The sequence below is a fragment of the Roseobacter fucihabitans genome (genome assembly GCF_014337925.2).
GTDB lineage: Bacteria > Pseudomonadota > Alphaproteobacteria > Rhodobacterales > Rhodobacteraceae > Roseobacter > Roseobacter fucihabitans.
In genome coordinates, this window is record NZ_CP143423.1 from 346,252 (window position 1) to 370,916 (window position 24,665).

The 24,665-nt window shown below is 58.4% G+C and carries 20 protein-coding genes; 12 read left to right on the top strand and 8 right to left on the bottom strand.

The annotated features are described in order from the left end of the window. The first annotated feature begins 47 nt into the window (after nt 1–47). The 7 genes from ROLI_RS01710 (at nt 48) to ROLI_RS01740 (ending at nt 8,192) form a co-directional block, all read left to right on the top strand. Nucleotides 48–620, top strand: coding sequence for a helix-turn-helix domain-containing protein (locus ROLI_RS01710; RefSeq protein ID WP_187428207.1), 573 nt, complete (start codon nt 48–50; stop codon nt 618–620). Next, complete coding sequence (locus tag ROLI_RS01715) at nt 620–1,240, top strand: LysE family translocator (RefSeq protein ID WP_187428208.1); 621 nt, start codon at nt 620–622, stop codon at nt 1,238–1,240. Before ROLI_RS01710 ends, ROLI_RS01715 begins: the two co-directional genes overlap by 1 nt. After that, the gene (locus tag ROLI_RS01720; protein WP_187428209.1) at nt 1,237–1,623 is read left to right on the top strand and encodes a GFA family protein; all 387 of its coding nucleotides are present in this window, start codon (nt 1,237–1,239) and stop codon (nt 1,621–1,623) included. Before ROLI_RS01715 ends, ROLI_RS01720 begins: the two co-directional genes overlap by 4 nt. Nucleotides 1,624–1,634: 11 nt before the next feature. Then, on the top strand, nt 1,635–4,085 hold the full coding sequence (locus ROLI_RS01725) for an FAD-dependent oxidoreductase (RefSeq protein WP_187428210.1): 2,451 nt from the start codon (nt 1,635–1,637) through the stop codon (nt 4,083–4,085). Then, nucleotides 4,082–4,972 carry a homocysteine S-methyltransferase family protein gene (locus ROLI_RS01730; protein ID WP_187428211.1) on the top strand — a complete coding sequence of 297 codons (891 nt, stop codon included), beginning with the start codon at nt 4,082–4,084 and terminating at the stop codon, nt 4,970–4,972. Before ROLI_RS01725 ends, ROLI_RS01730 begins: the two co-directional genes overlap by 4 nt. A gap of 11 nt (nt 4,973–4,983) precedes the next feature. Continuing rightward, nucleotides 4,984–7,428: an FAD-dependent oxidoreductase gene (locus ROLI_RS01735; RefSeq protein WP_187428212.1), complete on the top strand. Its 2,445-nt coding sequence runs from the start codon at nt 4,984–4,986 to the stop codon at nt 7,426–7,428. A gap of 116 nt (nt 7,429–7,544) precedes the next feature. Beyond that, complete coding sequence (locus tag ROLI_RS01740; protein WP_187428213.1) at nt 7,545–8,192, top strand: RluA family pseudouridine synthase; 648 nt, start codon at nt 7,545–7,547, stop codon at nt 8,190–8,192. Nucleotides 8,193–8,631: 439 nt separating this feature from the next. Here ROLI_RS01740 and ROLI_RS01745 read toward each other — a convergent pair whose 3' ends face one another. The 6 genes from ROLI_RS01745 to ROLI_RS01770 form a co-directional block, all read right to left on the bottom strand. Next, nucleotides 8,632–11,067 (bottom strand): FAD-dependent oxidoreductase, encoded by a 2,436-nt coding sequence (locus tag ROLI_RS01745; protein WP_187428214.1) that lies wholly within the window; start codon nt 11,065–11,067, stop codon nt 8,632–8,634. 883 nt (nt 11,068–11,950) lie between these two features. Continuing rightward, the gene (locus ROLI_RS01750; RefSeq protein WP_262386358.1) at nt 11,951–12,271 is read right to left on the bottom strand and encodes an L-rhamnose mutarotase; all 321 of its coding nucleotides are present in this window, start codon (nt 12,269–12,271) and stop codon (nt 11,951–11,953) included. Between the two features lie 8 nt (nt 12,272–12,279). Then, a complete protein-coding gene (locus ROLI_RS01755; protein WP_187428215.1) occupies nt 12,280–13,398 on the bottom strand; it encodes a mandelate racemase/muconate lactonizing enzyme family protein in 1,119 nt (372 codons plus the stop codon). A gap of 18 nt (nt 13,399–13,416) precedes the next feature. Then, entirely contained in the window at nt 13,417–14,268 is an 852-nt protein-coding gene (locus ROLI_RS01760; RefSeq protein ID WP_187428216.1) for an amidohydrolase, read from the bottom strand. Nucleotides 14,269–14,278: 10 nt separating this feature from the next. Next, on the bottom strand, nt 14,279–15,274 hold the full coding sequence (locus tag ROLI_RS01765) for an aldo/keto reductase (protein ID WP_187428217.1): 996 nt from the start codon (nt 15,272–15,274) through the stop codon (nt 14,279–14,281). A gap of 31 nt (nt 15,275–15,305) precedes the next feature. Continuing rightward, nucleotides 15,306–16,037 (bottom strand): GntR family transcriptional regulator, encoded by a 732-nt coding sequence (locus ROLI_RS01770; RefSeq protein WP_187428218.1) that lies wholly within the window; start codon nt 16,035–16,037, stop codon nt 15,306–15,308. A gap of 129 nt (nt 16,038–16,166) precedes the next feature. On the opposite strand from ROLI_RS01770, the gene ROLI_RS01775 reads away from it, so the two are divergent. The 4 genes from ROLI_RS01775 (at nt 16,167) to ROLI_RS01790 (ending at nt 20,792) form a co-directional block, all read left to right on the top strand. Next, on the top strand, nt 16,167–17,192 hold the full coding sequence (locus ROLI_RS01775) for a sugar ABC transporter substrate-binding protein (RefSeq protein ID WP_222869339.1): 1,026 nt from the start codon (nt 16,167–16,169) through the stop codon (nt 17,190–17,192). Between the two features lie 76 nt (nt 17,193–17,268). After that, nucleotides 17,269–18,297: an ABC transporter permease gene (locus ROLI_RS01780; RefSeq protein WP_187428219.1), complete on the top strand. Its 1,029-nt coding sequence runs from the start codon at nt 17,269–17,271 to the stop codon at nt 18,295–18,297. A 10-nt stretch (nt 18,298–18,307) separates the two neighbouring features. Then, the gene (locus ROLI_RS01785; RefSeq protein ID WP_187428220.1) at nt 18,308–19,273 is read left to right on the top strand and encodes an ABC transporter permease; all 966 of its coding nucleotides are present in this window, start codon (nt 18,308–18,310) and stop codon (nt 19,271–19,273) included. Nucleotide 19,274: 1 nt separating this feature from the next. Next, nucleotides 19,275–20,792, top strand: coding sequence for a sugar ABC transporter ATP-binding protein (locus ROLI_RS01790; protein WP_187428221.1), 1,518 nt, complete (start codon nt 19,275–19,277; stop codon nt 20,790–20,792). 192 nt (nt 20,793–20,984) lie between these two features. Here ROLI_RS01790 and ROLI_RS01795 read toward each other — a convergent pair whose 3' ends face one another. Then, nucleotides 20,985–22,412: an aldehyde dehydrogenase family protein gene (locus tag ROLI_RS01795; RefSeq protein ID WP_187428222.1), complete on the bottom strand. Its 1,428-nt coding sequence runs from the start codon at nt 22,410–22,412 to the stop codon at nt 20,985–20,987. Between the two features lie 152 nt (nt 22,413–22,564). Here ROLI_RS01795 and ROLI_RS01800 point away from each other — a divergent pair, with 152 nt between their 5' ends. Beyond that, nucleotides 22,565–23,218, top strand: a complete 654-nt coding sequence (locus ROLI_RS01800; RefSeq protein ID WP_187428223.1) for a peroxiredoxin — start codon at nt 22,565–22,567, stop codon at nt 23,216–23,218. A 123-nt stretch (nt 23,219–23,341) separates the two neighbouring features. Here ROLI_RS01800 and ROLI_RS01805 read toward each other — a convergent pair whose 3' ends face one another. Beyond that, on the bottom strand, nt 23,342–24,604 hold the full coding sequence (locus tag ROLI_RS01805; protein ID WP_187428224.1) for an SGNH/GDSL hydrolase family protein: 1,263 nt from the start codon (nt 24,602–24,604) through the stop codon (nt 23,342–23,344). Nucleotides 24,605–24,665 lie beyond the last annotated feature (61 nt).

The following is a 24,665-nucleotide window of genomic DNA, read 5'->3' on the forward strand; positions in this document are numbered from 1 at the left end:
CCGACTCACGTCAGTATGAAAAAAAACGCCACAAATTTCACGAGATCATGCATCACAGTCTTCCAGCGCAACCTCATACACTTGGTGCCGACCTTCGGGCGCTGCGCAAGTCGCGTGGGCTCACGCTCAGCGATCTGGCGGCCAGATTGGGGCGCTCGGTCGGCTGGCTCAGCCAGGTCGAGCGTGACAAATCCGAACCGTCGATCACGGATTTGCGCCATATTGCCGCTGCGTTGGATGTGTCCGTGTCGATGCTGTTCCGCCACTCCGCCGCACCCGCATCAGAGGCCGGGTATATCGTGCGCAGAACGGCCCGGCGCCCCATCGGATCATCGGTCGCAGGGCTGGTCGAGGAATTGCTGTCTCCCGATCTCACGGATGACTTCGAAATGGTGCATTCGACCTTTGCGCCCCAAAGCGAGATCACCGAGCCCGTCATGCGCCCAACGCAGGAGGTCGGGTATCTGCTACAGGGCAGGCTTGATCTGGAAATCGCGGGGAAACGCCATGCCATCCACCCCGGTGACAGCTTCCGCATCCGGGGCGAGCCTTTCCGCTGGATCAACCCCTATGATGCGCCCGCTGTGGCGATCTGGGTCATCGCGCCGCCGGTGTATTGATGAGTTTTGAAGCCTGGAGCATATTCGCGCTTTTCTGGGTGGTCTTTGTGACGACACCGGGGCCAAACGCGGTCAATTGCATCACCAACGGCATGACGCTCGGTTTTCGCCGCAGCCTGGTGGGCGTATTGGCGATCCTGACGCAGGCAACGCTGTTTTTGATCCTGTCGGCTCTGGGCGTTACAGCCCTGATCGCGGCCTCCCCCACCGGGTTCTGGATCGCTAAACTGATCGGTGCGGGGTTCTTGATCTATCTCGGCCTGCGGGGCTGGCTGATGGCCAGGCAACCGGTTGTGATCAATGACCGACCCGCAAGGTCCATCTATTTGCGCGCGCTGGCGATTGCCACGATCAACCCAAAGAGCGTTGCGGGATACCTCGCCGCCTTTTCGCAATTCGTGCAACCGAATGTGGCGATCTGGGAACAAATGGGGGTGATTATGCCCACAGCACTGGTCATCACCGGCCTCAGTTACACCGGATTTACCGCCCTGGGGGCTGGCATTGGCCGGGCCGCGTTGGGTGCCGTGTTCAACATATGGGTACGCCGGATCATGAGCGCCTGTTTCATCATTTATGGCGTTCTGTTGGGCGCGTCCTCCACACCGGTGAGACTATGAACCATCAGGGAAGCTGCTTGTGTGGTGCGGTGCAATACATATTGACCGGCGCGCTGCGTAACTCAGTGGCCTGCCATTGCCAGCAATGCCGCAAAAATAGCGGGCATTACGTTTCGGCCACGCAGGTCGGCCCTGAGCAACTGGACATCACCAGTGACGTCACACTTGTGTGGTATCAATCCTCGCCGGGTGCGCAGCGCGGGTTTTGCAACACCTGCGGCGCGTCCCTGTTCTGGCGGCATGTGGATGACAAAGGCGCGGTATCAGTGATGTCGGGCACATTGGACGGGCCAACCGGGATCACCACCGAAAAACACATCTTTGTCGCTGACAAGGGCGATTATTATGACATTGCGGATGAGGCTCCGCAACATGACCAATAGGGGGCTTTAACGTGGCGGATTTTCCAACAACAGCACGCGTTGTCATCATCGGGGGCGGGGTGGTCGGCACCTCGACGCTCTATCATCTGGCAAAGGCGGGCTGGACAGACTGCGTTTTGCTGGAAAAGAACGAATTGACCGCTGGCTCGACATGGCACGCGGCGGGGAATTGCCCGAATTTTGCCGGGTCCTGGGCGGTCATGAACATGCAGCGCTATTCGCTGGAAATGTACCGTACACTGGCCAAAGACGTTGATTATCCGATGAACTACCACGTCACGGGTTCATTGCGTCTGGGGCATTCCAAAGAGCGGATGATGGAGTTCGAAAAGGTTGCTTCCATGGGGCGCTACCAAGGTCTGGAGATGGGCATCTGCACACCTGCGGAGTTAAAAGAGCACAACCCTTTCATGGAGACGCATGATCTTGAGGGGGGGCTCTGGGACCCGCTGGACGGTGATATTGACCCCGCGCAATTGACACAGGCGCTGGCCAAGGGCGCGCGCGATGCGGGGGGGCGGATCGAGCGGTTCTGTCCCGTGACCAACGTATCACGCGATGGCGACGAGTGGATCGTGCACACCGCCAAGGGGGATATCCGGTGTGAATATGTGGCCAATTGCGCGGGCTATTATGCGCAGCGCGTGGGCGAGATGTTCAAACCTTTTGGCGGGCGCACCGTGCCGATGGTGGTGATGAGCCACCAGTATTTCCTGACCGATGAAATTCCCGAATTGGCCGCCTGGACCCGCGAAAAGGGGCATAAATTGCCGATCATCCGCGATGTGGATATTTCATACTACCTGCGGCAGGATAAAAACGGTCTGAACCTTGGCCCCTATGAGCGCAATTGTAAGGCGCATTGGGTCACGCCGGATGATCCGATGCCCGAGGATTTCTCCTTTCAGCTATATCCCGATGATCTGGAGCGCTTGGAGTTCTATATCGAGGACGCCATGGCGCGGGTGCCTGCCTTGGGCACGGCTGGGGTCGGGCGCAATATCAACGGGCCCATTCCTTATGCGCCCGATGGTTTGCCGATGGTCGGCCCGATGCCGGGCGTCAAAAACGCCTTTGAGGGCCACAGCTTTACCTTTGGGATCGCGCAGGGGGGTGGTGCGGGCAAATGCCTGTCTGAGTGGATCATGCACGGCGGCACCGAGTTGGATATGTGGGCGGTCGATCCGCGCCGCTATACCGCTTATGCGGATCACAACTATTGCCTCAGCAAGGCGCTCGAAACCTATGGCCATGAATATGCGATGCATTATCCGCATCACGAATGGCCTGCCGGGCGTGACAAGAAACTGTCGCCGAACCACGCGCGCTTGCTGGCGGATGGCGCTCAGATGGGGGCCTATAACGGCTGGGAGCGCGCCAATTGGTTTGCAAAACCGGGTGATGATACATCTGAGGCGGCAACAGAAACATGGGATCGCAACGGCCCTTGGGCCGCGCGGGTAAAGGAAGAGGTCGAGGCCGTGCGCGATGGCGTCGGCGTGTTGGATTTGCCGGGTTTTTCACGCTTCAAGGTTCAGGGACCGGGCGCGGATGAGTGGTTGCGCGGCTTGGTTGCGGGGGCGCTGCCCAAAATCGGGCGCGTGGGGCTTTTGTATTTTGCGAATGAACGCGGACGGATCGTGACCGAGATGTCCGTCACCCGCGAGGCAGAGGATCAGTTCATTCTCGTCACAGCGGCATCGGCGCAGTGGCACGACCGCGAATGGCTTGAGCAGCACATGCCGTCCGAGTGCGCCTTTACGATTGAGGATTGGAGCGATCGCATGTCGACCTTGATTGTAACGGGGCCACAGTCGCGGGCATTGCTTGGCACACTCTGCTCTGGTGATCTGTCCCTGCCCTGGCTCAGTTTTCAGGAAAGTAAGATCGCGGGGGCTTGGGCGGCTCTGCTGCGCGTGTCCTTTGCTGGTGAACTGGGCTGGGAAATACATGCCGAGACCGCAGACATGGCGGTCATATACGCGGCCGTTGTTGATGCGGGGGCGGTGCCCTTTGGCATGTTCGCGCTGAATTCCATGCGGATCGAAAAAGGGTATCGCGCGTGGAAAGGTGACCTCTCTTCGGATTATTCGCTGCTGGAAGGGGGGCTGGAGCGGTTCATTCGTTTTGATAAACCGCAGGATTTTATCGGCAAGGCCGCCTTGCTCGCGCAAAAGCAGCAGGGCTGCGCAAAGCAGTTCGTTACGCTGGTGGTCGAGGCGGGCGATCAGGATGCGCCTTATATGGCACCGCTCTTTCACAAGGGCGGCGTGGTGGGAGAGGTCACATCGGGCGATTGGGGCCACAGGATCAACAAATCGGTCGCGCTTGGCATGTTGCGGATCGACCTGACAGCGGCGGGGACGGAAGTGGAGGTGGAGATATACGGCAAACGGTGCAAGGCCACCGTGCAGCCGGATCAACCGCTCTGGGACCCTGAAAATGAGAGGCTGCGCGCATGAGCCGGGTCACGCTGCTCGATGGGGGCATGGGGCAGGAGTTGATCCACCGCGCGGGTGATCGTCCCACGCCGCTGTGGTCAACGCAGGTCATGATTGATCATCCCGGCATGGTGCAGGGCGTGCATACAGATTTTTTTGCCGCCGGTGCGACCATCGCCACGACCAACACCTACGCCATCCATCACGACCGGCTGGAAGGCACCGGGATCGACGGGCAGTTTGAGGCGCTTTATCAGATGGCGCTGGGAGAGGCGCAGGCCGCCCGCACAGCACATGGCAGCGGCAAGATCGCCGGGGCCATTGGACCGTTGCGCGCAAGTTATCGCCCCGATCTGCACCCCGCTTCCGCTGTTGCGGTGCCGCTTTTCACCGAGGCTGCACAGAAGCTGGCGGGGGCCTGTGATCTGCTGATCCTTGAGACCGTGGCCTCGGTCGCGCATGCGCGGGATGCGATGGCGGGCGCGCGCAGCACCGATTTGCCCGTCTGGTTGTCGCTGACCGTGTCGGACGCAGATGGCACCTGCCTGCGCTCTGGCGAACCCTTGGCAGAGGTGCTGGACATTGCAGCACATGCGGATGCTGTCCTGATCAACTGTTCCGCGCCGGAAGCGGTGACGCAGGCGCTCCCGATCATCGCCGCTCTGAACAAGCCCTTTGGGGGGTATGCAAATGCCTTTGAGCTGATCACCGAGGATTTTCTGAAGGACAAACCCACCGTGGATGCGCTCAAGGCGCGCCGTGACATGGGGCCGCGCGCCTATGCCGGATATGTCGTGGAATGGGTCGGCCTCGGGGCCACCATCGTCGGTGGTTGCTGTGAAGTCAGCCCCCGCCACATCGCTGAAATCGCACACCGGCTTGATCTGGCCGGTCACACTATTGTCTAGAGGATTATTTAATGGCTGTGCCTCCGTCTCACGCGCGCGTTGTTATCATCGGGGGGGGTGTCATTGGCTGCTCCGTCGCCTATCACCTGACCAAACTGGGCTGGAACGATGTTGTGTTGCTGGAACGCAAACAGCTGACCTCTGGCACCACATGGCACGCGGCCGGGCTGATCGCGCAATTGCGTGCGACGGCGAATATGACGAAGCTGGCGAAATATTCGCAGGAGCTTTATGGCAACCTGGAGGCGGAAACCGGTGTCGCCACGGGCTTCAAGCGGTGTGGCTCGATCACGGTCGCGCTGAGCGAAGAGCGGCGCGAAGAAATCCTGCGACAGGCCGCGATGGCGCGTGCCTTTGGTGTGGATGTTGAAGAAATATCGCCCAGTGAGGTCAAGGTCCGTTACGAACACCTCAATATCGACGGCGTTACCGGTGCGGTTTATCTGGACAAGGACGGGCAGGGCGATCCGGCCAATATCGCGCTGGCGCTGGCCAAGGGCGCGCGGCAAGGCGGTGCACAGGTGATTGAGCGCACGCGGGTTACGCGCATCGCGCGTGAGGGTCGCCGCGTCACCGGTGTGGATTGGGAAAAGGACGGCGTGCAGGGTCATATCACGGCAGATATGGTGGTGAACTGTGGTGGTATGTGGGGGCATGAGGTGGGTCGCATGGCGGGTGTGAACGTACCGCTGCATGCCTGCGAACACTTCTATATCGTGACCGAGGCCATTGCGGGTCTGAGCCAATTGCCGGTTCTGCGCGTGCCGGATGAATGCGCCTATTACAAAGAGGACGCGGGCAAGATGCTGCTGGGGGCGTTTGAGCCGAACGCCAAACCCTGGGGCATGGCGGGTATTTCGCCGGATTTCGAATTCGACCAACTGCCCGAGGATTTCGATCATTTTGAACCGATCCTTGAGGCGGCGGTGGAGCGGATGCCAATGCTGGCGCAGGCCGGCATCCACACGTTCTTCAACGGCCCGGAATCCTTCACGCCCGATGATGCCTATCACCTGGGGCTGGCACCGGAATTGGATAATTTCTGGGTGGCGGCAGGGTTCAATTCCATCGGCATCCAATCCGCAGGCGGCGCTGGAATGGCGTTGGCACAATGGATGGAAGATGGGCAGAAACCTTTTGATCTCGGTGATGTGGACATTGCCCGGATGCAGCCGTTTCAAGGTAATAAAAGCTATCTGTTTGAGCGTTCCAGGGAGACGCTGGGCCTGCTTTATGCGGACCATTTCCCGTTCCGCCAGAAGGTCACTGCACGGGGGGTCCGGCGCTCGCCTTTTCACCAACATCTGTTGGATAACGGCGCGGTCATGGGGGAACTGGCTGGTTGGGAGCGCGTGAACTGGATCGCGAAACCTGGGCAAAAGCCGGAGTATGAGTACTCCTGGAAGCGGCAGAATTTCTTTGACAATGTCGCGCAAGAGGTCGCGGCTATCCGCACCAATGTCGGCATGTATGACATGTCCTCCTTTGGCAAGATCCGGGTGGAGGGGCGCGATGCCGTGGCCTTTTTGAATTATGTCGGCGGTGGGCAATACGACGTGCCCGTGGGCAAGATCGTCTATACGCAATTCCTGAACCCGCGCGGCGGGATCGAGGCGGATGTGACCGTGACACGTATCAGCGAGACGGCGTTTCTGGTGGTGACACCGGCTGCGACACGGCTGGCGGATCAGATCTGGATGATGCGCCATCTGGGCGATTTCAACGTTGTCATCACCGATGTGACCGCGGGCGAAGCTGTGTTGGCCGTTATGGGGCCACGGGCGCGTGATTTGTTGCAGAAGGTGTCGCCCAATGATTTCGGCAATGCTGTGAACCCTTTTGGGACGGCACAGGAGATTGAATTAGGCATGGGGCTCGCGCGGGCCCACCGCGTCACCTATGTTGGCGAATTGGGTTGGGAAATCTATATGAGCGCCGATATGGCGGGCCATATGTTCGAAACGTTGATGGAGGCCGGGCAGGTGCTGGACCTCAAACTTTGTGGGATGCATATGATGGATTGCGCACGCATGGAAAAGGGTTTTCGCCATTTCGGCCATGATATCACCTGCGAGGATCATGTCCTGGAGGCCGGGCTTGGTTTCGCGGTCAAGACCGATAAGGCCGATTTCATCGGGCGTGACGCGGTGCTGCGCAAAAAGGATGAGGGCCTGAAAAAGCGACTTTTGCAGTTCAAACTGAGTGATCCCGAGCCGCTTCTCTATCACAACGAGCCTGTGATGCGGGATGGGGACTTGGTTGGGTTCCTCTCCTCCGGGGCATATGGGCATACGCTCGGCGGTGCCATGGGGCTTGGCTACGTGCCTTGTGAGGGTGAAACACCGGCACAGGTTTTGGCGTCCGAGTATTACATCGATGTGGCGGGGAGGCTGGTGAAAGCGGAGGTCTCACTCAAGCCGATGTATGATCCAACATCGGATCGCGTAAAGGTCTGAACAGCGGTGGCCTGAAGCCCACCTTACGGTGCGCGCCGTAAGGTGGGCTTCAGGCCACCGCTCTTGCCACGCGATGATAGGGTTGCGCAGAAGCCATTCTTCTGCGAGCAGGCCTGATGACCTCTGAATACACGCCCCCGCTGGATCCGCTTGCCATCTTGCATGAAGACGCAGAAGTTCTTCTGGTTGATAAGCCTGCGGGTTTATTGTCCGTGCCAGGCAAGGGGCCCCACCTGGCAGATTGTCTGTTGGCACGCGTCCAGAGCGCATTTCCGGATGCACTTCTGGTACATCGGTTGGACCGCGACACCTCCGGCGTCATGATTTTTGCGCTGACGCCTCATGCGCAACGCCACCTGGGTCTTCAGTTTGAAAAGCGGATGACCAAGAAAACCTATATCGCGCGTGTCTGGGGCGTTCCCGAGGAGAAAACCGGCACGGTCGATCTGCCGTTGATCGTTGACTGGCCGAACCGCCCCCGTCAAAAGGTTTGCCATGACACTGGAAAGCCAGCTCAGACGGATTGGCGTGTGCTCAAAGACGAAGGCGAAACTGCCCGCATCAGGCTCCACCCGCAAACTGGCCGCAGCCATCAGCTCCGGGTTCATATGCTCAGCTTAGGTCATCCGATCCTTGGCGATCCGTTTTACGCCACTGGACCCGCGCGTGATTTCGAGCGGTTGATGCTGCACAGCCAAGAGCTCCGCTTCAACCATCCGCAGGGTGGTCATTCTACTAAAATCCGCGCACCCGTTCCGTTCTGAACGCGATTGCCACTGAGTTACTGCCCAGAAATTTCTGACTTTCAGAATACACGCTGCGGTTCAAGCCGCTGATTTTTTAAAGCGAAACGACAGTTTCCAGCAACTTACTTCACTATATCCGGCTTTGGTTTGGGGTAACGGAAGAACTTGCGCACTGCAGAGCTGGGAGTGGTGCCTTGACTGTGGAACGATACGATCAGAACCTCGCCTTTGCCTGGGCTGGAGTTAAGCCGCGCTTCGGCTCCGTCATAACATAGCAGCAGGCAGTTTGTGGAACGTCAAAGGATGGTCCCGGATAGTGCGACTGAATGGATGGTGCGAGAGGCACCAGGCGGATAAATCTTCATGAAGAATGTCCAACCGGTCAACCAAACGCCAGGCGGCGTGGCATGAGCCTGGTCTTTGATGCAAAAAACGGTGCGCCAGAAAGAATGCGCGGTTATCCCCGCATCCGAATAAATTTCGGGTCATAAGGAGAGTCTGCGATCACGGTCGCCTCTGCAAGATCACCACAAAGGTCCAAGTGCATCCTGGCCCCGATATCTGACAGATTCGGGTCAACAAAAGCATAGGCGAGGTTCAGGCCCACCCTATGCCCCCAGTCGCCAGAGGTTACAGTGCCGACGACCTTGCCCTCTTTCATCAGGGAGGCACCCGCATGCGCGGGTGCATGGGTTGCGTCTATTTTAAGGGTAACGCGTTTTTTGCGAACACCCTCCGCCTGACGCCTGAGCAAAGCGTCTCTGCCGACAAATCCGGGTTTATCCATTTTGACAAAACGATCAAGCCCGGTCTCGAACGGGTCGAACTCGGTCAGCAGGTCTGCCTTCCAGTGCAGGAAACCCTTTTCCATGCGCATCGAATCCACCGCGCGGGCACCGAACAATGTCAGCCCACGCGCTTGCCCGGCAGCGCGCAGCGCCAGGTAGGCCGCGTAAAGCGATGCGTTGGGGACGTGGATTTCATAGGCAAGCTCTCCGGAAAAACTCACCCCCATGACGGTCGCCGGGGCGATGCCGACAAAGCACTCGCGTACCGAAAGCCATGGAAAGGCCGCACTGGACCAATCCCCTCTGGCGCAGGATGACAGCACATCGCGCGCACGGGGACCGGCCAGAACAAGGATCGTCTGGTCATTTGTCAGGGACCGTATCTGAACATCCTCATCGGCATCCAGATGGGTTTGCAACCAGTCCATGTCGTGAAATTCACTGGCAGCGGCGGATCCATACCAGACGCGGTCGGGTCCTCTGTCGCTGGCTGGGATATTGGCAATCGTGGCTTCGCCCTTAACCATCCCCCTGTGGTTCAACAGATAGCCAAGCCCAACGCGGCCCGAACCTTTCGTAACGGTGCCACAGATCATGCGATCCAGAAACGCGTGGCGGTCGTTGCCCGTAATCTCAAATCTGTTAAAGCCGTTGACCTCGGCCAGCCCAACAGCGTTTTGCACGCTCGCCACTTCTTTGGCGATGACGTTAAAAACCTCGTTAAAGCGGAAACTGTAGGTTTCGCGACAATCAGCCTCCGGCTTGATGTAATCCACACGCTCCCATCCGTTCACGACAGTAAACGCGGCACCTTCTGCCTCCATCACGGGCGTTAGCGGTGTCGTTTTGGCATTTCGCCCGGCGGGGCGGTGTTCGTGCGGGAAATGGAATCTGAATTCATTTTGATAATCTTCAATCGCCTTGAGCGCGGTCAATTCGACATTCGCATGCCCCGTGAACCGCCTTGGGTCGATGCACCAGGTGTCATAACAGGCCTCGCCGTGCACGATCTGTTGCGCCAGCAGCCAGCCATGCCCGCCACCTTCGCCAAGTCCGGCGCGCAAGCCTATGATGCAGAATGCATTGCGTTTACCGGGGATCGGACCCACGAGGGGTGCGCCATCAATCGTGTAGGTGATCGGCCCGTTCACAATCGTATGGATGCCAGTTTCCATCAACGCCGGCATACGGGAAAATGCCCCTTCCATCACATCGGTGACGCGATCCAGATCATCGGGGCAAAGCGCGTTGACGAATTTCGGGTCAATGCCGTCCATCCCCCATGTCTTGCACTGCTGCTCGTAAAACCCGACCAACAGCCCGTTCTTTTCCTGACGGCAATAATAATCACTGATCGGACATCGCAAAAGCGGCATCCGGTGACCGGCGTCTTTGATCGCAGGGATGTCTTCGGTCAGGAAATACTGGTGTTCCATGGAGGCAACAGGATGGTGCACGCCCATCATCGCGCCCACCTCGTTCACACGGTATCCGCCAGCATTGACCACCACATCGCAGTCAATATCGCCGTTTTCAGTATGCACCGTCCAGGTATCATCTTTGTGCTGTGTAAGTGCTGTGACCGGCGTGTTGCGATACACTTCCGCCCCCGCGTTTCGCGCGCGCCGCGCCAGCGCCTGACACAGTTGCGCGGGGTCAATATCACCGTCCAGCGGATCCCAAAGCCCACCAATCAGATTATCCGTCGAGATCAACGGATGACGGCGGGCGCATTCCTGCGCGTCGATCACCTCAAAACGCACATTCATGCCGCGCGCCATGGAGACAAAATGACGGTAACCCTCCATATGACCTTCGGAATTGGCCAGGCGAATGCCGCCATCCCCATGGTGATAGTTGATCGGATAATCCGGGTCTTCGGACAGTTCTTTGTACAGGTTGATCGAATGGGTTTTCAGTCCGACCATCGTTTGGTTCATGCCAAAATTGGTTACCTGAGCCGCTGAATGCCAGGTCGTACCACTGTTCAGCTCGTTGCGTTCAAGCAAGACAACATCGCTCCACCCTTCCTGAGTGAGGTGATAAAGCGTCGAACAACCGGCGATACCACCGCCAATCACAACAACTCTGGTACGCGACTTCATAAAACTCTCCAAATCATGTTGCAGGGTATCAGGTCAAAATGAGCCTTCAAATGCAATATGCGACCGACCAGTATTGCATATACCACGGACCGGCAGGTTTATGCGTAGAATGCACCAAAGGTATTATCGCTATCACATGCTGTGGTCTGCGAAATGCCGTTTCAGGGCGTTGCAAGGGCCGCTGCGCTTGCGGGTCCGTTACATCGACCTAAAGTCTATGCGCGAACCACCCCGCTAATACCCAGCGCTATCGCCACCGACGTATAAGAATGGATGCGAAGACAGTTTTCAGGATCGGCGACGTCTATTGGGCGACAGCGGCCAACGAGAGGGGCATGAGCGGGGGCGTCACATAATAACTCCACCACATCTTAACTAAGAATACGCCGCACAGGGCCACGCGGAGCAGCGACCCAAATGCGGCGTCATGTCTTTGAACGAGCCACAATCGGCCCGGCACAACAAGCGTTACGCGCGAAATATACATCTGCCAGAGTGGAGGCGTTTAATGATCGCATCGCCAAGGGAGAGCGCCATAATAACGATGATCACAGCGCAGACCGCAGATCCCGTCCTGTATCTGTTTTTCCATTTCTCAGGGACGTAGGGTCGTTTTCTTGCTCCTCGGTAGGCTGCAAGCATGGCCCCGGCACGGGTAAACAACCCGCCCTGTTATTTTTGCTGGGACATATCCCTTCCGGACCAATGCTGCGTGCGAAGAGCTTTCAAAGCGGATAATCTGACCCACAGTGGTCTTTGTCATAAAAGAGGCCGCGCGTTTCTTCGAAGCCCCAGGCTGGCCGCAAGGCTTGACTGTCCGCATCGCTGCACGGGGTATCATTCAAACTGCGTTTAGCGCGCGGGGTGATGGCGCATCTGTTCATCAGGGGTGAAAAAACACCTCTTCCATCGGCGCCCACCATTCGCCCTTTTGCAAACTGTCCAATTGGCGTTGGCATGGGCCACATACTGCCCACCACTCCAGCGTGACCGGATCGGAGGCGATCTTTGCGGAATCCGCAGCCCAATCGGTTCCATGATATTCGAAATGCGCGAACAACAGGTTTTCCGGCTCCCGCAAATAGATCACGTAATTGCGGATGTGGCATTGGGTGATTTTTTCCAACACCTGGGGCCAGACATCGGCGTGCAGGCGTTTGTATTCGGTGATCTTATCAGGGTTCACGCCAATGATCCCACCCATTCTGACCATCATATGGCCTTTCGAATGTCGACGTTGAATTCATCGATTGCGCGGGCGCGCAGGGCACCGTGGTCCCAATCAATGCCAAGACCGGGCGTTTCGGGGGCATGAGCCATACCATTCGCGATGCGTAGGGTTTCGCCCGTGATATCATCAAGCTGCGGAATATATTCGACATAGCGCCCGTTCTGCACGGCACAGACAAGGCTTACATGCAGCTCCATCAGGAAATGCGGGCAGATTGGCAGGTCAAAACATTCCGCCATATGCGCCACTTTCAACCATGGGGTAATGCCGCCGATCCGGCCCACATCGACCTGGATGATCGAGGCGGCGTCCCGTGCGATGTATTCGGCGAAGTGGCGGACGGAATATAGGCTTTCCCCCACCGCGATGGGCATTGCCGCCGCGCGCGCCATATCGACGTGACCCTGAATGTCATCGGCGGGCAGAGGCTCTTCTATCCAGGCCAGATCAAAGGGGCGCAGGGCCTCGGCACGGCGCCGCGCGGTATCGCGGGAAAACGCTTGGTTCGCGTCGGTCATGATTTCATATTCCGGACCCATCGCATCGCGCAATGCCCCGATACGTGCGGCATCTTCGCCCGGCGTGGGTTTGCCAATCTTAACCTTTGACCCGGTGAACCCTTTTTCGCGCGCCGCCAGCGCATCGTCAATCAGCGCTTGCGCAGGGATATGCAGCCAACCGCCTTCGGTTGTGTAGCACGGCGCGGCCGCACGCGCGCCGCCCGCCATACGCCACAGGGGAAGGTTCGCCTTGCGACATCTCAAATCCCATAGCGCGGTATCAATGGCCGCCAGCGCAATCGAGGTGATCGCACCGATGGTCGTGGCATGGGTCGAGAATTCCAGATCATGCCAAATTGCCTCGACCCCACTTGCGTCCTGCCCGATCAGCCGGGGGCAGAGGTGATCGGCCAGCAGCCGCATCACCGATGATCCGCCCGTCCCGATGGTATATGAATACCCCATTCCTACTGCCCCATCAGAATCGGTGATCCGCACCATGGGCGTTTCCTGGCTGACAAAACTCTGAATCGCATCGGTGCGTTTCACCTTTGGTGCCAAATCCACCATCGATAATTCTACGCGTTCAATCCGGGCCATGGAGGTTCCTTTCGCCGCTTAGGCGGGCAGGTTGTAAAAGCGGCGGGCATTGCCACTGCCAATTGCTGCGCGCTCATCCGCAGACAGGTCGGCCAAAAGCTTGGACGACAGGTCGATCCATCCGGGCAATCCAATGCCCAGATCGACAACCGGCCAATCCCCACCCCAGATCAGACGCTTCGGGCCAAAAAGGTTCAGCACGGTATCGGCCACCGCCGCCACCGGATCATCCGGGCCTGCGTCTTTTGGCACATAGGCGGTGATGCCCGAGAATTTGACATGAACATTCGGCAATTCAGCCAGTCGCGCCATCCGGTCACGCCACGGCAAAAACTCGCCCGATTGCATATTGTTGGTGCCGCAGTGGTCCAGAATAAACGCGACCTCGGGACAGGCGCAAACCAAATCGGCGGCGATATCAATCTGGCGCGCCATACAACAGAGGTCGACCGTCATCCCCGCGGCACCAATCCTGCGGATGTTGCGGCGATAGGGCTCTGCCACACTCATCTCATCGGGCATGGTCTGCATCAGGCGGCGAAATCCAACCACGCCCAAATCGCTGCATTCTTCAACCCAGGCATCGAAGCCTTCGTCACGTTCCGGACGGCAAGCCGCGATTTGACCCATCAGTGTCGGCCCGTCACCGCCTTGTCCGATCATTGCGCCAACAAGCCGCGCCTCTTTCTGATAATCGGCTTCGTCCACGCCGGTTTCCATGAATACTGTCCCAATGACACCGCGCCCGTCCACCAGGGTGGCGTAATCGGCCGGGGTGAAATCACCCGCCAGAACCGTATTGCCTTCGGTCCAGCCATAGCCAAGTTTTTCGCGCAAAATCAGGTGTTGGTGAGTATCAATCAATTGCATTTTGGCGCTCCTATATGGCCGGCAAAACAAGTTCATCCAGCGCCGGCCACAGGGCATCGGGCAATGGATTTGCAAATAAATCAAGGTTACGCTGCAGGCTGGAGGGTTTGGCCGTGCCGGTCAAAACACTTGTTACTAACCGATTGCGCAATGGGAAATGCAATGCGGCCTGGGCCAACGGGACGCCATGATCCTGGGCCACAGCCTCCATGCGCCGCACACGGTCCATGATGTCGGGCGAGGCTTCGGTGTAATTGAAAGTGGCACCAGGCTTGGCACCGGTGGCCAAGATGCCAGAGTTAAACACCCCACCAACAATCATCATCGTGCCGCTGGTTTGGCACATATCCATCAACCGCCCCGTGGCCCCGCGATCAAGCAGTGAATACCGCCCCGCCATCAACAAACAATCCAGACGCACCCGCGCCATCGCGTTGGTGCAGGCCGCAACCTCGTTCACGCCGAGGCCAAAGGCAGCGATCTTGCCCTCAGACTTCAGGTCTTGCAGCGCGTGAATGCCGCTGGTGACAAAGGTTTCCAAATGCCTCTGGTAGTCCTCATCACTTGCGAAGGACCCGCGCTCCAGATCATGCACATAAAGGATATCGACGGACGGCAGTCCAAGGCGCGCCAGGCTGTCCTGATGACTGCGCAGAATGCCCTCATAGCTGTAGTCGTAGTGGATCGTAAACGGCAGCGCCTCGATGTATCCGGTGTCCGTGGGCGGGCCGCCGGGCGAGGCTTGCAAAAGCCGCCCGACCTTGGTGGACAGCACAAAATCGCCCCGCGCTTTGGTTTGCAGAAAATCACCCATCCGTCGTTCTGACAGGCCATGGCCGTAAAACGGTGCCGTGTCGAAATATCGAATACCACCGTCCCAGGCGGTCTCTAACGTGGCGATTGCATCTTCGCGCGGGATCGGTCGGTAAAGGTTGCCAATCCCTGCGCCACCAAAGGACAGTTCTGTCAAGACCAGCCCGGTATCGCCTAATGTTCGGGTCTGCATGGCAGGCTCCTTTTTCGATCCGTCGCGCCCGTCAAAAGGGCAGTTGTTTGCGGCGCTCTTCGGGCATCCGGTCAAGGATGACGAACACCATATCCAAATGCGTTGCCAGCGCGGCTTTGGCCGCGTCGCCATCGCCTTGCTCAAGGGCTGCGATAATGGCGCGGTGTTCGCGCAGCACATCGGCCAGACGATCCATCTTTGCCCAGTAGTGGTGAAACCGACCCAAGGCGGTGTAGGGGGCTTGAATCGCCGCCCAAACCCCCTTGCGCCCTGATAATTCGGCCAGCGTTCGGTGGAACGTCTCATCCAGCGTCAAGAATAAATCGGCATCCCGAGCATTTACCGCACGTTCCTGATCGGCGATCACCGCGCGCAACTGGGCGGTCATTTCAGGCGTCCAGAGTTGCGCAGTTTCGTGCAGCAGGGCCAATTCAAGCGAGCGGCGGACAAAATGGCTGTCGTGCATTTGATCCATGTGCAGGGCGGCCACATAGCTGCCCCGTTGCGGCGAAACCTCCACCAGACCTTCTTCGGCCAGGCGCTGAATCGCGGCCCGCACCGGGCTGCGCGATATGGAAAGCTGTTGGGACAAAGAATTTTCGCTGATCGGAGTCCCAGGGGCCAATTGCACCCCGATGATCGCTTGGCGCAGCAGTCGATGCACCCGGTCGGTGACAGACACCCCTTGATCAGGAGCTAACCGCAGCGCCGCCAACCCAGACGGGGCCCTCTCCGCATCCTGCACTGACGGTTTATCCTGCATCCAGCCCCCGAAATTGCGCGGTCAAACTCTTTGCTTGCTCCCGCGTTACTTGGATACTAGTGTTCAGTAGGCATTTGCAAGCCGGGAGTGAGGGCACCCACAGAGCCCTTAGTGATCTGGGAGGAACGCATGACAAACTCTATCTACGCCATCGCTATTGCAGGGATTCTATCCGCGGGCGCTGCGACATCGGCCCTGGCGGCTGATGACAGCCGCTTCGGGCTTGTACCAGGTGGGCCGCATCCATATTTCGCCGCTTGGGAACAGGCAGGCGTCGATGCCGCCGCCGATTTCGGGCTTTCGGCAGCCGAATACCGCGTGCCGCAAAAATGGGAGCTTTCCCAGCAGAACCAACTGCTCGAAAGTCTGCTCAGCCAAGGGTACAACGGATTTCTGATCTTTCCGGGCGACCCGGTAGGTGCTGTGTCGACAGCCGAAGAATTGAGCGGCTTTGGCGCGCCCATCATTGCCGGGGCCGGCTGTTACAAAGATCCGTCACCCGCCGCCTTCTGCCTTGGCACGGATACCGGAAATTCCGCCTATATCGGCACCAAAGAGCTGATCAAAGCCATGGGCGACGGTGAAAAGCGTATCGCACATTTCACCGGCTTCCTTGTTGATCCAAACACCCAACTGCGTATCGACGCGGTGGCCCGCGCCGCCGAAGAAGAGGGCGCAACCGTCGTTCAGGTGATCGCCGATATCGACGCGCCTGAGCCTGCGGAGGAGAAGATCAACGCCTACCTGGCCGCTAATGCCGGTAATGTTGATGGCATCATCACCACCGCGTGGGTGCCTGCGGTCGTGGCCGCCAATGCGCTGCGCAAAATGGGCGACAGCGGCATTAAGATGGTCGGCATCGACCATGACGAAGTGGTCATTCAGGCGATCAAAGATGGGATCGTCGATGGCACCATGCTACAAAACCCCTATGGGCAGGGTTATGTCGGGGCGTTCGCGTTGGACAAGCTGCGGTCAGGCTGTACGGTCAGCGCCGATGCGCCGTTCGGGTCAAACGCGTTGACCGATAAGTTCATTGATTCAGGTACAGCCTTTGTCGATGCCAGCGACGCGGACACCTATCTTGAGGCAATGCGCGCCGAAACAGACCGCCTTTTGGCTGATTTCGAAGATAAATACCTGACCTGTAGTTAAGATCATACGGGCTGCCTGCCGCGCAAGGCGGGCAGCCCCATCCGCGCCCCCTTTGCCCCGAAAGCTTTGCTGATCCATGACTTCGCAAGACAGCACGTTTCCCGCAACACCCGGCGGGCCAAACGCGGGCCGGACCACATCGCCTTTCTTTTTGTCCAACGAGTTTGGCTTGATCCTGCTGATCATCGTCTTCGCTGTGATCTTCGGGTTCAGCGCGCAGGGTTTTTTATCGCAATTCAACCTGTTCACTCTGGGGCGAAATTCCGCCGTGAACATCATGATCGGTCTATCGATGATGACCGTCATCGTCACCGGCGGGCTGAACCTGGCCGTGGGCGCGATGGGCGTGTCGGTGGCGATGGTCTGTGGGTGGATGATCGAAGGGGTGGGCCTGCCCTGGCCGCTCGCCCTACTCGGGGCCTTGGCCTTTGGGGCCGCGCTTGGGTTCATCAATGGCGGTATGGTCGTGCGCACGGGTCTGCACAGTTTCATCATTACGCTGGCCACGATGAGCATCTTTTTCGGTACGATGATCTTTCTAACACGTGCGGAATCCTTTCGCGAATTGCCCAGCGTCTTTTCCACCTTTGGCCGGATGAAATTTGGCGGCTATGTCTCGCCGTTTCTTTTGCTCACGCTGGTTGTGGCATTGCTGTTGGCCTGGCTTTACCGGCGTACGTTGACGGGTCGCGAAATGCTGGCCGCCGGTGCCAGCCCCGCCGCAGCCGAGCTGTCGGGCATCCGCGTCGATCGCATCATCATCCTGTGCCATATGCTGTCGGGTGTTCTGGCCGGGATGGCCGCCCTGATGTTGGTTGCACGCAACGGTGCCGCGATCCCATCCATGGCGGGTCAATTGGGCCAGGACTGGCTGTTACCGGCGTTTTTAGGTCCGGTTCTGGGTGGTACGCTGCTTCAGGGTGGCAAGGTATCGGTGCTGGGTACTGTGTTGGGCGCCTTCCTGGTGACGATGCTGTCCAGCGGATTGCTGATGCTACAGGTGGGTGCGTTCTGGGTGCAAACCTTCCTGGGCCTTATGCTGCTTGTCGCGGTGTTGTTGGACAAGGCGCGGCGCAGCTATCTTGCCCGTCGTAACCTGGCGTGAAAGAAACCTCATGATACAACTTTCCCGCCTGTCCCGCACCGATTGGTTTGGCCCCTTACTGGCCACGATCCTGGCCATTGCCATTGTGCGCGCGTTTAGCGAAAATTTTCTGTCATCGTTCAACATTCAGGTCCTGCTGCTGGCCATCGCGGTGAACGCCCTTGTTGCCTATTCGCAGATGATCATTATCGCGATTGGCCAAATGAACCTGTCCGTGGGGGCCATCGGTGGCCTGGCCGCGATCTCATTCGCCGGCGCGATGGAGGTTTGGGGCCTGCCCGCCCCTATCGCGGCTGTCCTGGCCCTGGTCATCGGGGGGATCTGTGGCGCGCTGAACGGCGTGTTGATCCGCATCACCGGCATTTCGGCTTTTGTGATCACCCTCGCCACCCTGTCCATCTACAAAGGCATCAATCTGGGCATCACCGAGGCTCAGCCGTTTTACGGTGTGCCTGACAGTGTCAAATCCTTTGGTGCCGCGCTTTTGGTGGGGCCAATTCCCTGGCTGGTCGTTCCCACAGCCCTGCTCGCTCTTGGCTTGTGGTTCATGTTGGCGCGGATGCCCGTGGGTCGGTTTATTCTGGCTGTCGGCAGCAATGAACATGCCGCTGGTCTGTCGGGTATTTCGGTCGGGACCACGGTTATTTTTGCCCATGCCCTATCGGGGATGCTGGCCGCCATTGCCGGTGTTTTGGTGGTGGCGCGGCTGCAGATTGGGCAACCGTCGATTGGCGATGATTGGCTGATCCTGTCCTTTGCCGCGCCTGTCATCGGCGGCGCAATTCTGGCCGGGGGGCATGTCAGCGTCTCGGCCACGTTTCTGGGTGTCGTCATCGTGGCGATCATCACCCAGGCGCTGGTGTTGTTTAACATTGATCCCTTTTTGGTACAGGTCGTGTTGGGCGCGCTGATCCTGGCGGCGGTGGGTCTTAACAAGCTGCGTGCTCGAAAACCAGTCGGTCAGGGGCGCGCGTGACATGAGTGAAACGGCAATTTTTGAAGCGCATGACATCGAAAAAGCGTTCCCCGGCGTCATGGCCCTGTCGGGGGTGAACATGTCGCTGCACCCCGGCTCGATCCACGCGCTGTTGGGCGAAAACGGGGCTGGGAAATCAACGCTGATCAAGGTGATCACGGGGGTGCATCAGCCCACGGCGGGGACGTTGACGTTGGGTGGCACGCCCACCCAATTCGCGACCCCCCGCGACGCCATTGCCAATGGCATCGGCGTCGTCCACCAGGAGCGCAACCTGTTTCCGCGCTTTTCGGTGGCCGAAAACATCCATCTGGAGCAATTGGCCACCGGATACCTGAAACCCATCGATTACGGCACTCTGAACAACACTGCCCGCCCCTGGTTGGAGGCGCTGGACCTGGATATCGATCCATCCACACCTGTGTCTGACCTTTCCGTCGCGCGCATGCAGCTGGTTGAAATCGCCAAGGCCCTGTCGCTGCAAAGCCGGGTATTGTTGCTGGATGAACCCACCGCTTCGCTCACCTCAAGCGAGACCGAACGGTTATTCACAATCCTGCGCCGATTGCGGGATCAGGGCACCAGCTTGGTCTTCGTCAGTCACAAACTGGAAGAAGTGCAGGAAATCTGCGATCGGGTCACGGTGCTGCGCGATGGGGCCAACGCCTGTGACAGCCAGCCGATGGAAGGTGTAGGCCGACAAGATCTCGTGCGCATGATGATTGGCCGGGCCGAAAACGGTGCCGCCTGGCGCAGCCGCGATACGACCACCCATCCCGAAGTGCTGGGCCTGAGCGATGTCGATACATCTCTGGGCCACAAGAGCGTGAGCCTATCCGTGCGCAAAGGCGAAGTTGTCGGGCTGTATGGGCTTGTCGGCGCCGGACGTACGGAACTGGCGAAATGCATCATGGGCAAATACCCCGTTACGGCGGGGAGCATGCGGGTGTTGGGCAAGCCGGTCACAATTTCAAACGTCGCCAGCGCGATCCACCAGCATGGCCTGGGCTACATCAGTGAGGATCGCAAGAACGAAGGTCTGATCCTGCAACATTCGGTGCTGTCCAACGTGGGCGTGCCGATCTGGCGCAAACTGACAGGCCGGTTTGGGGCGTTGTTTGACGGCAAAATCCGCACGGCCGCGCTGCCTTATCTGCAAAAGCTTGAGGTGAAGACCCCCAGCCTGTCCCAAACCGTGGCCAATCTGTCCGGTGGCAACCAACAGAAAATCAGCGTTGCCAAATGGTTGGCGGCAGGCGTGCAATTGTTAATTGTCGATGAACCCTCGGTTGGAATCGATATCAAAACCAAGGCATATTTGCACGAACTGCTGCGCGAATTGGCGGATCAAGGCACTGCGATCCTCGTGATCTCCAGCGATATGCCTGAAATGATTGCCTTGGCCGACCGGATCGCTGTGATGGATGATTACCGCATCATGGGCGAGATCACGAATACCGGCAATTACGATCAAATCGCCCCGGCGATCATGTCACTTATTCACGATTCTGTGGCGTAAACGGGCTTTTGGTGAGAGACCAAGACGCCGCATTGCTGTTGCCGATAACGCCGCGGCCGTTTCCGGACGTTCAAGAAAGTTCAGAGCGCGAAGACCACATGTCGCGCCCTTGGGGTTTCATAGTCTTTTCGACAATTTTGTCGTTCATGAAAGTGGCGGCCCGTTTGAACCCGAGCCGCCTTTTTGTGGGGATTATTCAGCAGCCCAACCCGAAACCGCTTTAACTTCCAGAAATTCCTCCAGGCCAAAAACACCGCCCTCGCGGCCATTGCCCGATTGCTTGTACCCGCCAAAAGGCGAGCCCTGTGCAAAGCCCTGACCGTTGGTCTCGACCATGCCGGAGCGCAAGCGACGCGCCACCTTGCGGCGTTTGTCCTCATCCTCGGTCTGCACGTAATTCGTCAGCCCGTAAGGCGTGTCATTGGCGATGGCGATGGCCTCTTCGTCGCTCTCAAACGGGATGATCGACAGGACTGGCCCGAAAATCTCTTCACGCGCGATGGTCATTTGGTTCGTCACATCGGCAAATACCGTTGGCTTCACGAAATAACCCCGGTTCAACCCATCCGGGCGGCCAAGACCCCCCGCAACCATGCGGGCCTCGCCCATGCCGACCTCAATCAATTTCTGGATCTTGTCGAATTGGGTCTTGGACACGACCGGACCGATGTGCTTGCCCTCCTCGGACGCGGGGCCAACATGCGTATTGACCGCGACGTCTGCGGCCATTTCAACGGCCTCGTCATAACGCGATTTATGCACAAGCATACGCGTGGGCGCATTGCACGATTGCCCGGTGTTTCGGAAACAGCGGATCGCCCCGATCTTGGCCGCCTTGGGGTGCGCATCCTCAAAGATGATATTCGCGCCTTTGCCACCCAACTCAAGGCTGACGCGCTTGAGCGTATCGGCGGCGGCCTTGGAGATGGCGATGCCAGCGCGGGTCGAACCGGTGAAGCTGACCATGTCGACTTCGGGGTGCGCGGAAAGCTGGCTGCCGACGCCCGTGCCATCCCCGTTCACCATGTTGAGCACGCCCGCAGGAAAGCCCGCCTCATGCACGAATTCCGCGAATAACAACCCGGACAGGGGCGCGATTTCCGACGGTTTCAACACCATGGTGCAGCCCGTGGCTAAGGCGGGGACGGCTTTCAACACGATCTGGTTCATCGGCCAGTTCCATGGCGTAATCAGGGCACAGACACCGATGGGTTCTAGCAACGTCTTTTCGGTTGCGGTGAAATCGTGCTCGAAACTGAAATCCTCAAAGGCCTTGAGGAACCCCTCAAGATGCCAGCTGCCCGCACCCACTTGCTGCGCGCGGCTCATCTCTAGAGGTGCGCCCATCTCCATCGACATGGCCTGCGCCATTTCTTCCGAGCGCGCGTTGTAGATGTCGAGCAAGCGGCGCAGCAGGGCGGTGCGCTCTGCCTTGCTGGTCTGGGACCACCCGTCAAAGGCTGCGCGGGCTGCGGCGACGGCGGCATCGGTATCGGCCTGATCACCGAGCGAGATCACCGCGCATTGCTGTTCGGTTGAGGGGTCAATCACGGCAAAATCATTGGCTTTGGCGGGGGCAACCCAACGTCCGTTGATGTAGAAATCACGTTTTTCCAGCATGGGATATGTCCTTGGCTATGGGCGCGAAGCCCAGGGTTTGGCGGCACTTTGTCATTGCGCGCAGCTCTCTGCAAGAGAGGGGGATGAAAGATGCGCCCGAACACATTAAGTTAGCACAACGAGTTACTTTTAGCATTGCACCGGAGGACACCATGGGCTTGCGCATCAACGACACCGTGCCGAATTTGACGGTCGAAACAGACCAAGGGACGATGAACCTGCATGATTGGATCGGCGACAGCTGGGCAATCCTGTTTTCCCATCCAAAAGACTTTACGCCTGTATGCACCACGGAGTTTGGCGCGGTTGCGCAACTGGCTGATGAATGGGCCAAGCGTGGCACCAAGGTGATCGGTGTGTCGGTGGACGGCGTGGAGGATCACAAGAAATGGAAAGGCGACATCGAAACCTTTGGCGGCGCCAAGGCGGGGTTCCCGATCATTGCCGATACTGGTCTTGAGGTCTCCAAAGCCTTTGATATGTTGCCTGCCGAAGCCTATTTGCCAGACGGTCGCACGCCCGCAGACAGCGCCACAGTGCGATCTGTTTTCATCATTGGTCCGGACAAGAAATTGAAACTGTCCATGACCTATCCGATGACGGTGGGGCGCAATTTCGCCGAAGTCCTGCGTGCTTTGGATGGTTTGCAGATGTCCACCGGCAAGGGTGTTGCGACACCCGCCAACTGGAACGTAGGCGATGACGTTATCATTCCCGCGACGGTTTCGGATGAGGACGCCAAGGCGAAATTCGGCGATTTCAAGAAGATCCTGCCCTATCTGCGCACGACCAAAGCGCCGGAATAGGTATAATATTGCGCGCACGTTGCCATTTGACGGCAATCGTGGATTGAAAAACACCCTCCCAAGCGCCGCTTGGGAGGGTGTCATCAGTTTATCATCAACGATCCGTCAGGGTGCCATCTCGGATCAGGCCCCACAGTTCGCGCGACACCGCGCTATAATGCCAAAGAGCCCAATGCCAAGGGCCAGCAGCGGCAACCCTGCGGGCAGCGGCACGGGGGCTGGCAATTGCCCATCCAGCGCGGCAATCACGCGCCGTCCAAATTCTTCCTGCACAAAACCCGCCGGATGCACGGAATCCCCAAAAAAGAAATTTTCGGCGTTTTCAGGGTTCAACCCGATGATGTTCCCGTCCTGATCCTTTTCGAACACGCAGCTGATGCCCGTATTTGTGGTGAAGGAGGGCGTGCAGGGCTCGAACACGTTTTTGCCATTGCCCAGCGATGTGATGATGAACTCTTCGAGGAATTCATCCTGTTTAAAAATGGTCACATTGAGGCTGTCGTCCAGCTGCGAAATCGCGGTTTCCAGCGCGGCATTGAACGCCAGTGACGCAGTCCCTGCCAGGGTATTGGGAAGGGCGGGGTCAAGCGCGGAAGGCGCGAAAGTCAAAAACGCAAGTTGGCCCAGAAGCGCCTCTATCGCCGCTGCGGTTTCTGGCGGCGGCGTTGTGCCGGGCGGTATGGATCCCTGCAACGCGGCAAGCTGCTGGCTGGCGGCAGCAATTCCCCAGGGGCCGAAAGCCGGTGTGAGGCTGAGGTCTGGCAGGTTTACCACCAGAAAGTCATCATAGGCGCTATTGCCGGAATTCAGCTTGGTGATGCCATCGACGATGTTCCTGGCCGTATCATCGGCGAGCTCATTGATCCCCGTCACCAAACGTCCGGGGATATCGGCGGGGTTACTTGTGCTCACGGCATTTGCGAATACATCGGGGAGCTTTTGGAAAATATCATTGGCCCCGAAAAGAACCGACACCAATGGGTTTGTGCCGGGCTCGGGGACGGCTGCCGTTGAGACCTGAACCTGACCGTCAAAAGTCGACAATGCTTGCAATTGCGCCAGTTCCGCATCCTGTTCAGGCGTGCGTGGAGAGGGGAAGAATTCAGCATATTCTGTCGTATTTGCGCTCCCCGCCGTTGCGCCACCCAGAGCGAAATTGCCGGTTTGTTTACCCGCCGCAGTGAACACATCAGCAAGGTATTCGGTCCACACCCGTCCCGAAGAGAACCGCCCCTCAAGGCTCGGAGGCGCAAGCTGTGGCAGCTTGTCATCCTGGCTCAGGCTGTCGCCGAAAGCGAAATAGCTGGTAAAGGGGTTGGGCAACGTTCCGGCGGATGCGAGCGATGCCGTGCTGAGACTGACGGCAATGATTATGGATCGGATCATGTGAGTATTCCTCCCTCAAAGATTCACGCAACGATAGAACCTAAATGACCGCCTTGCACAG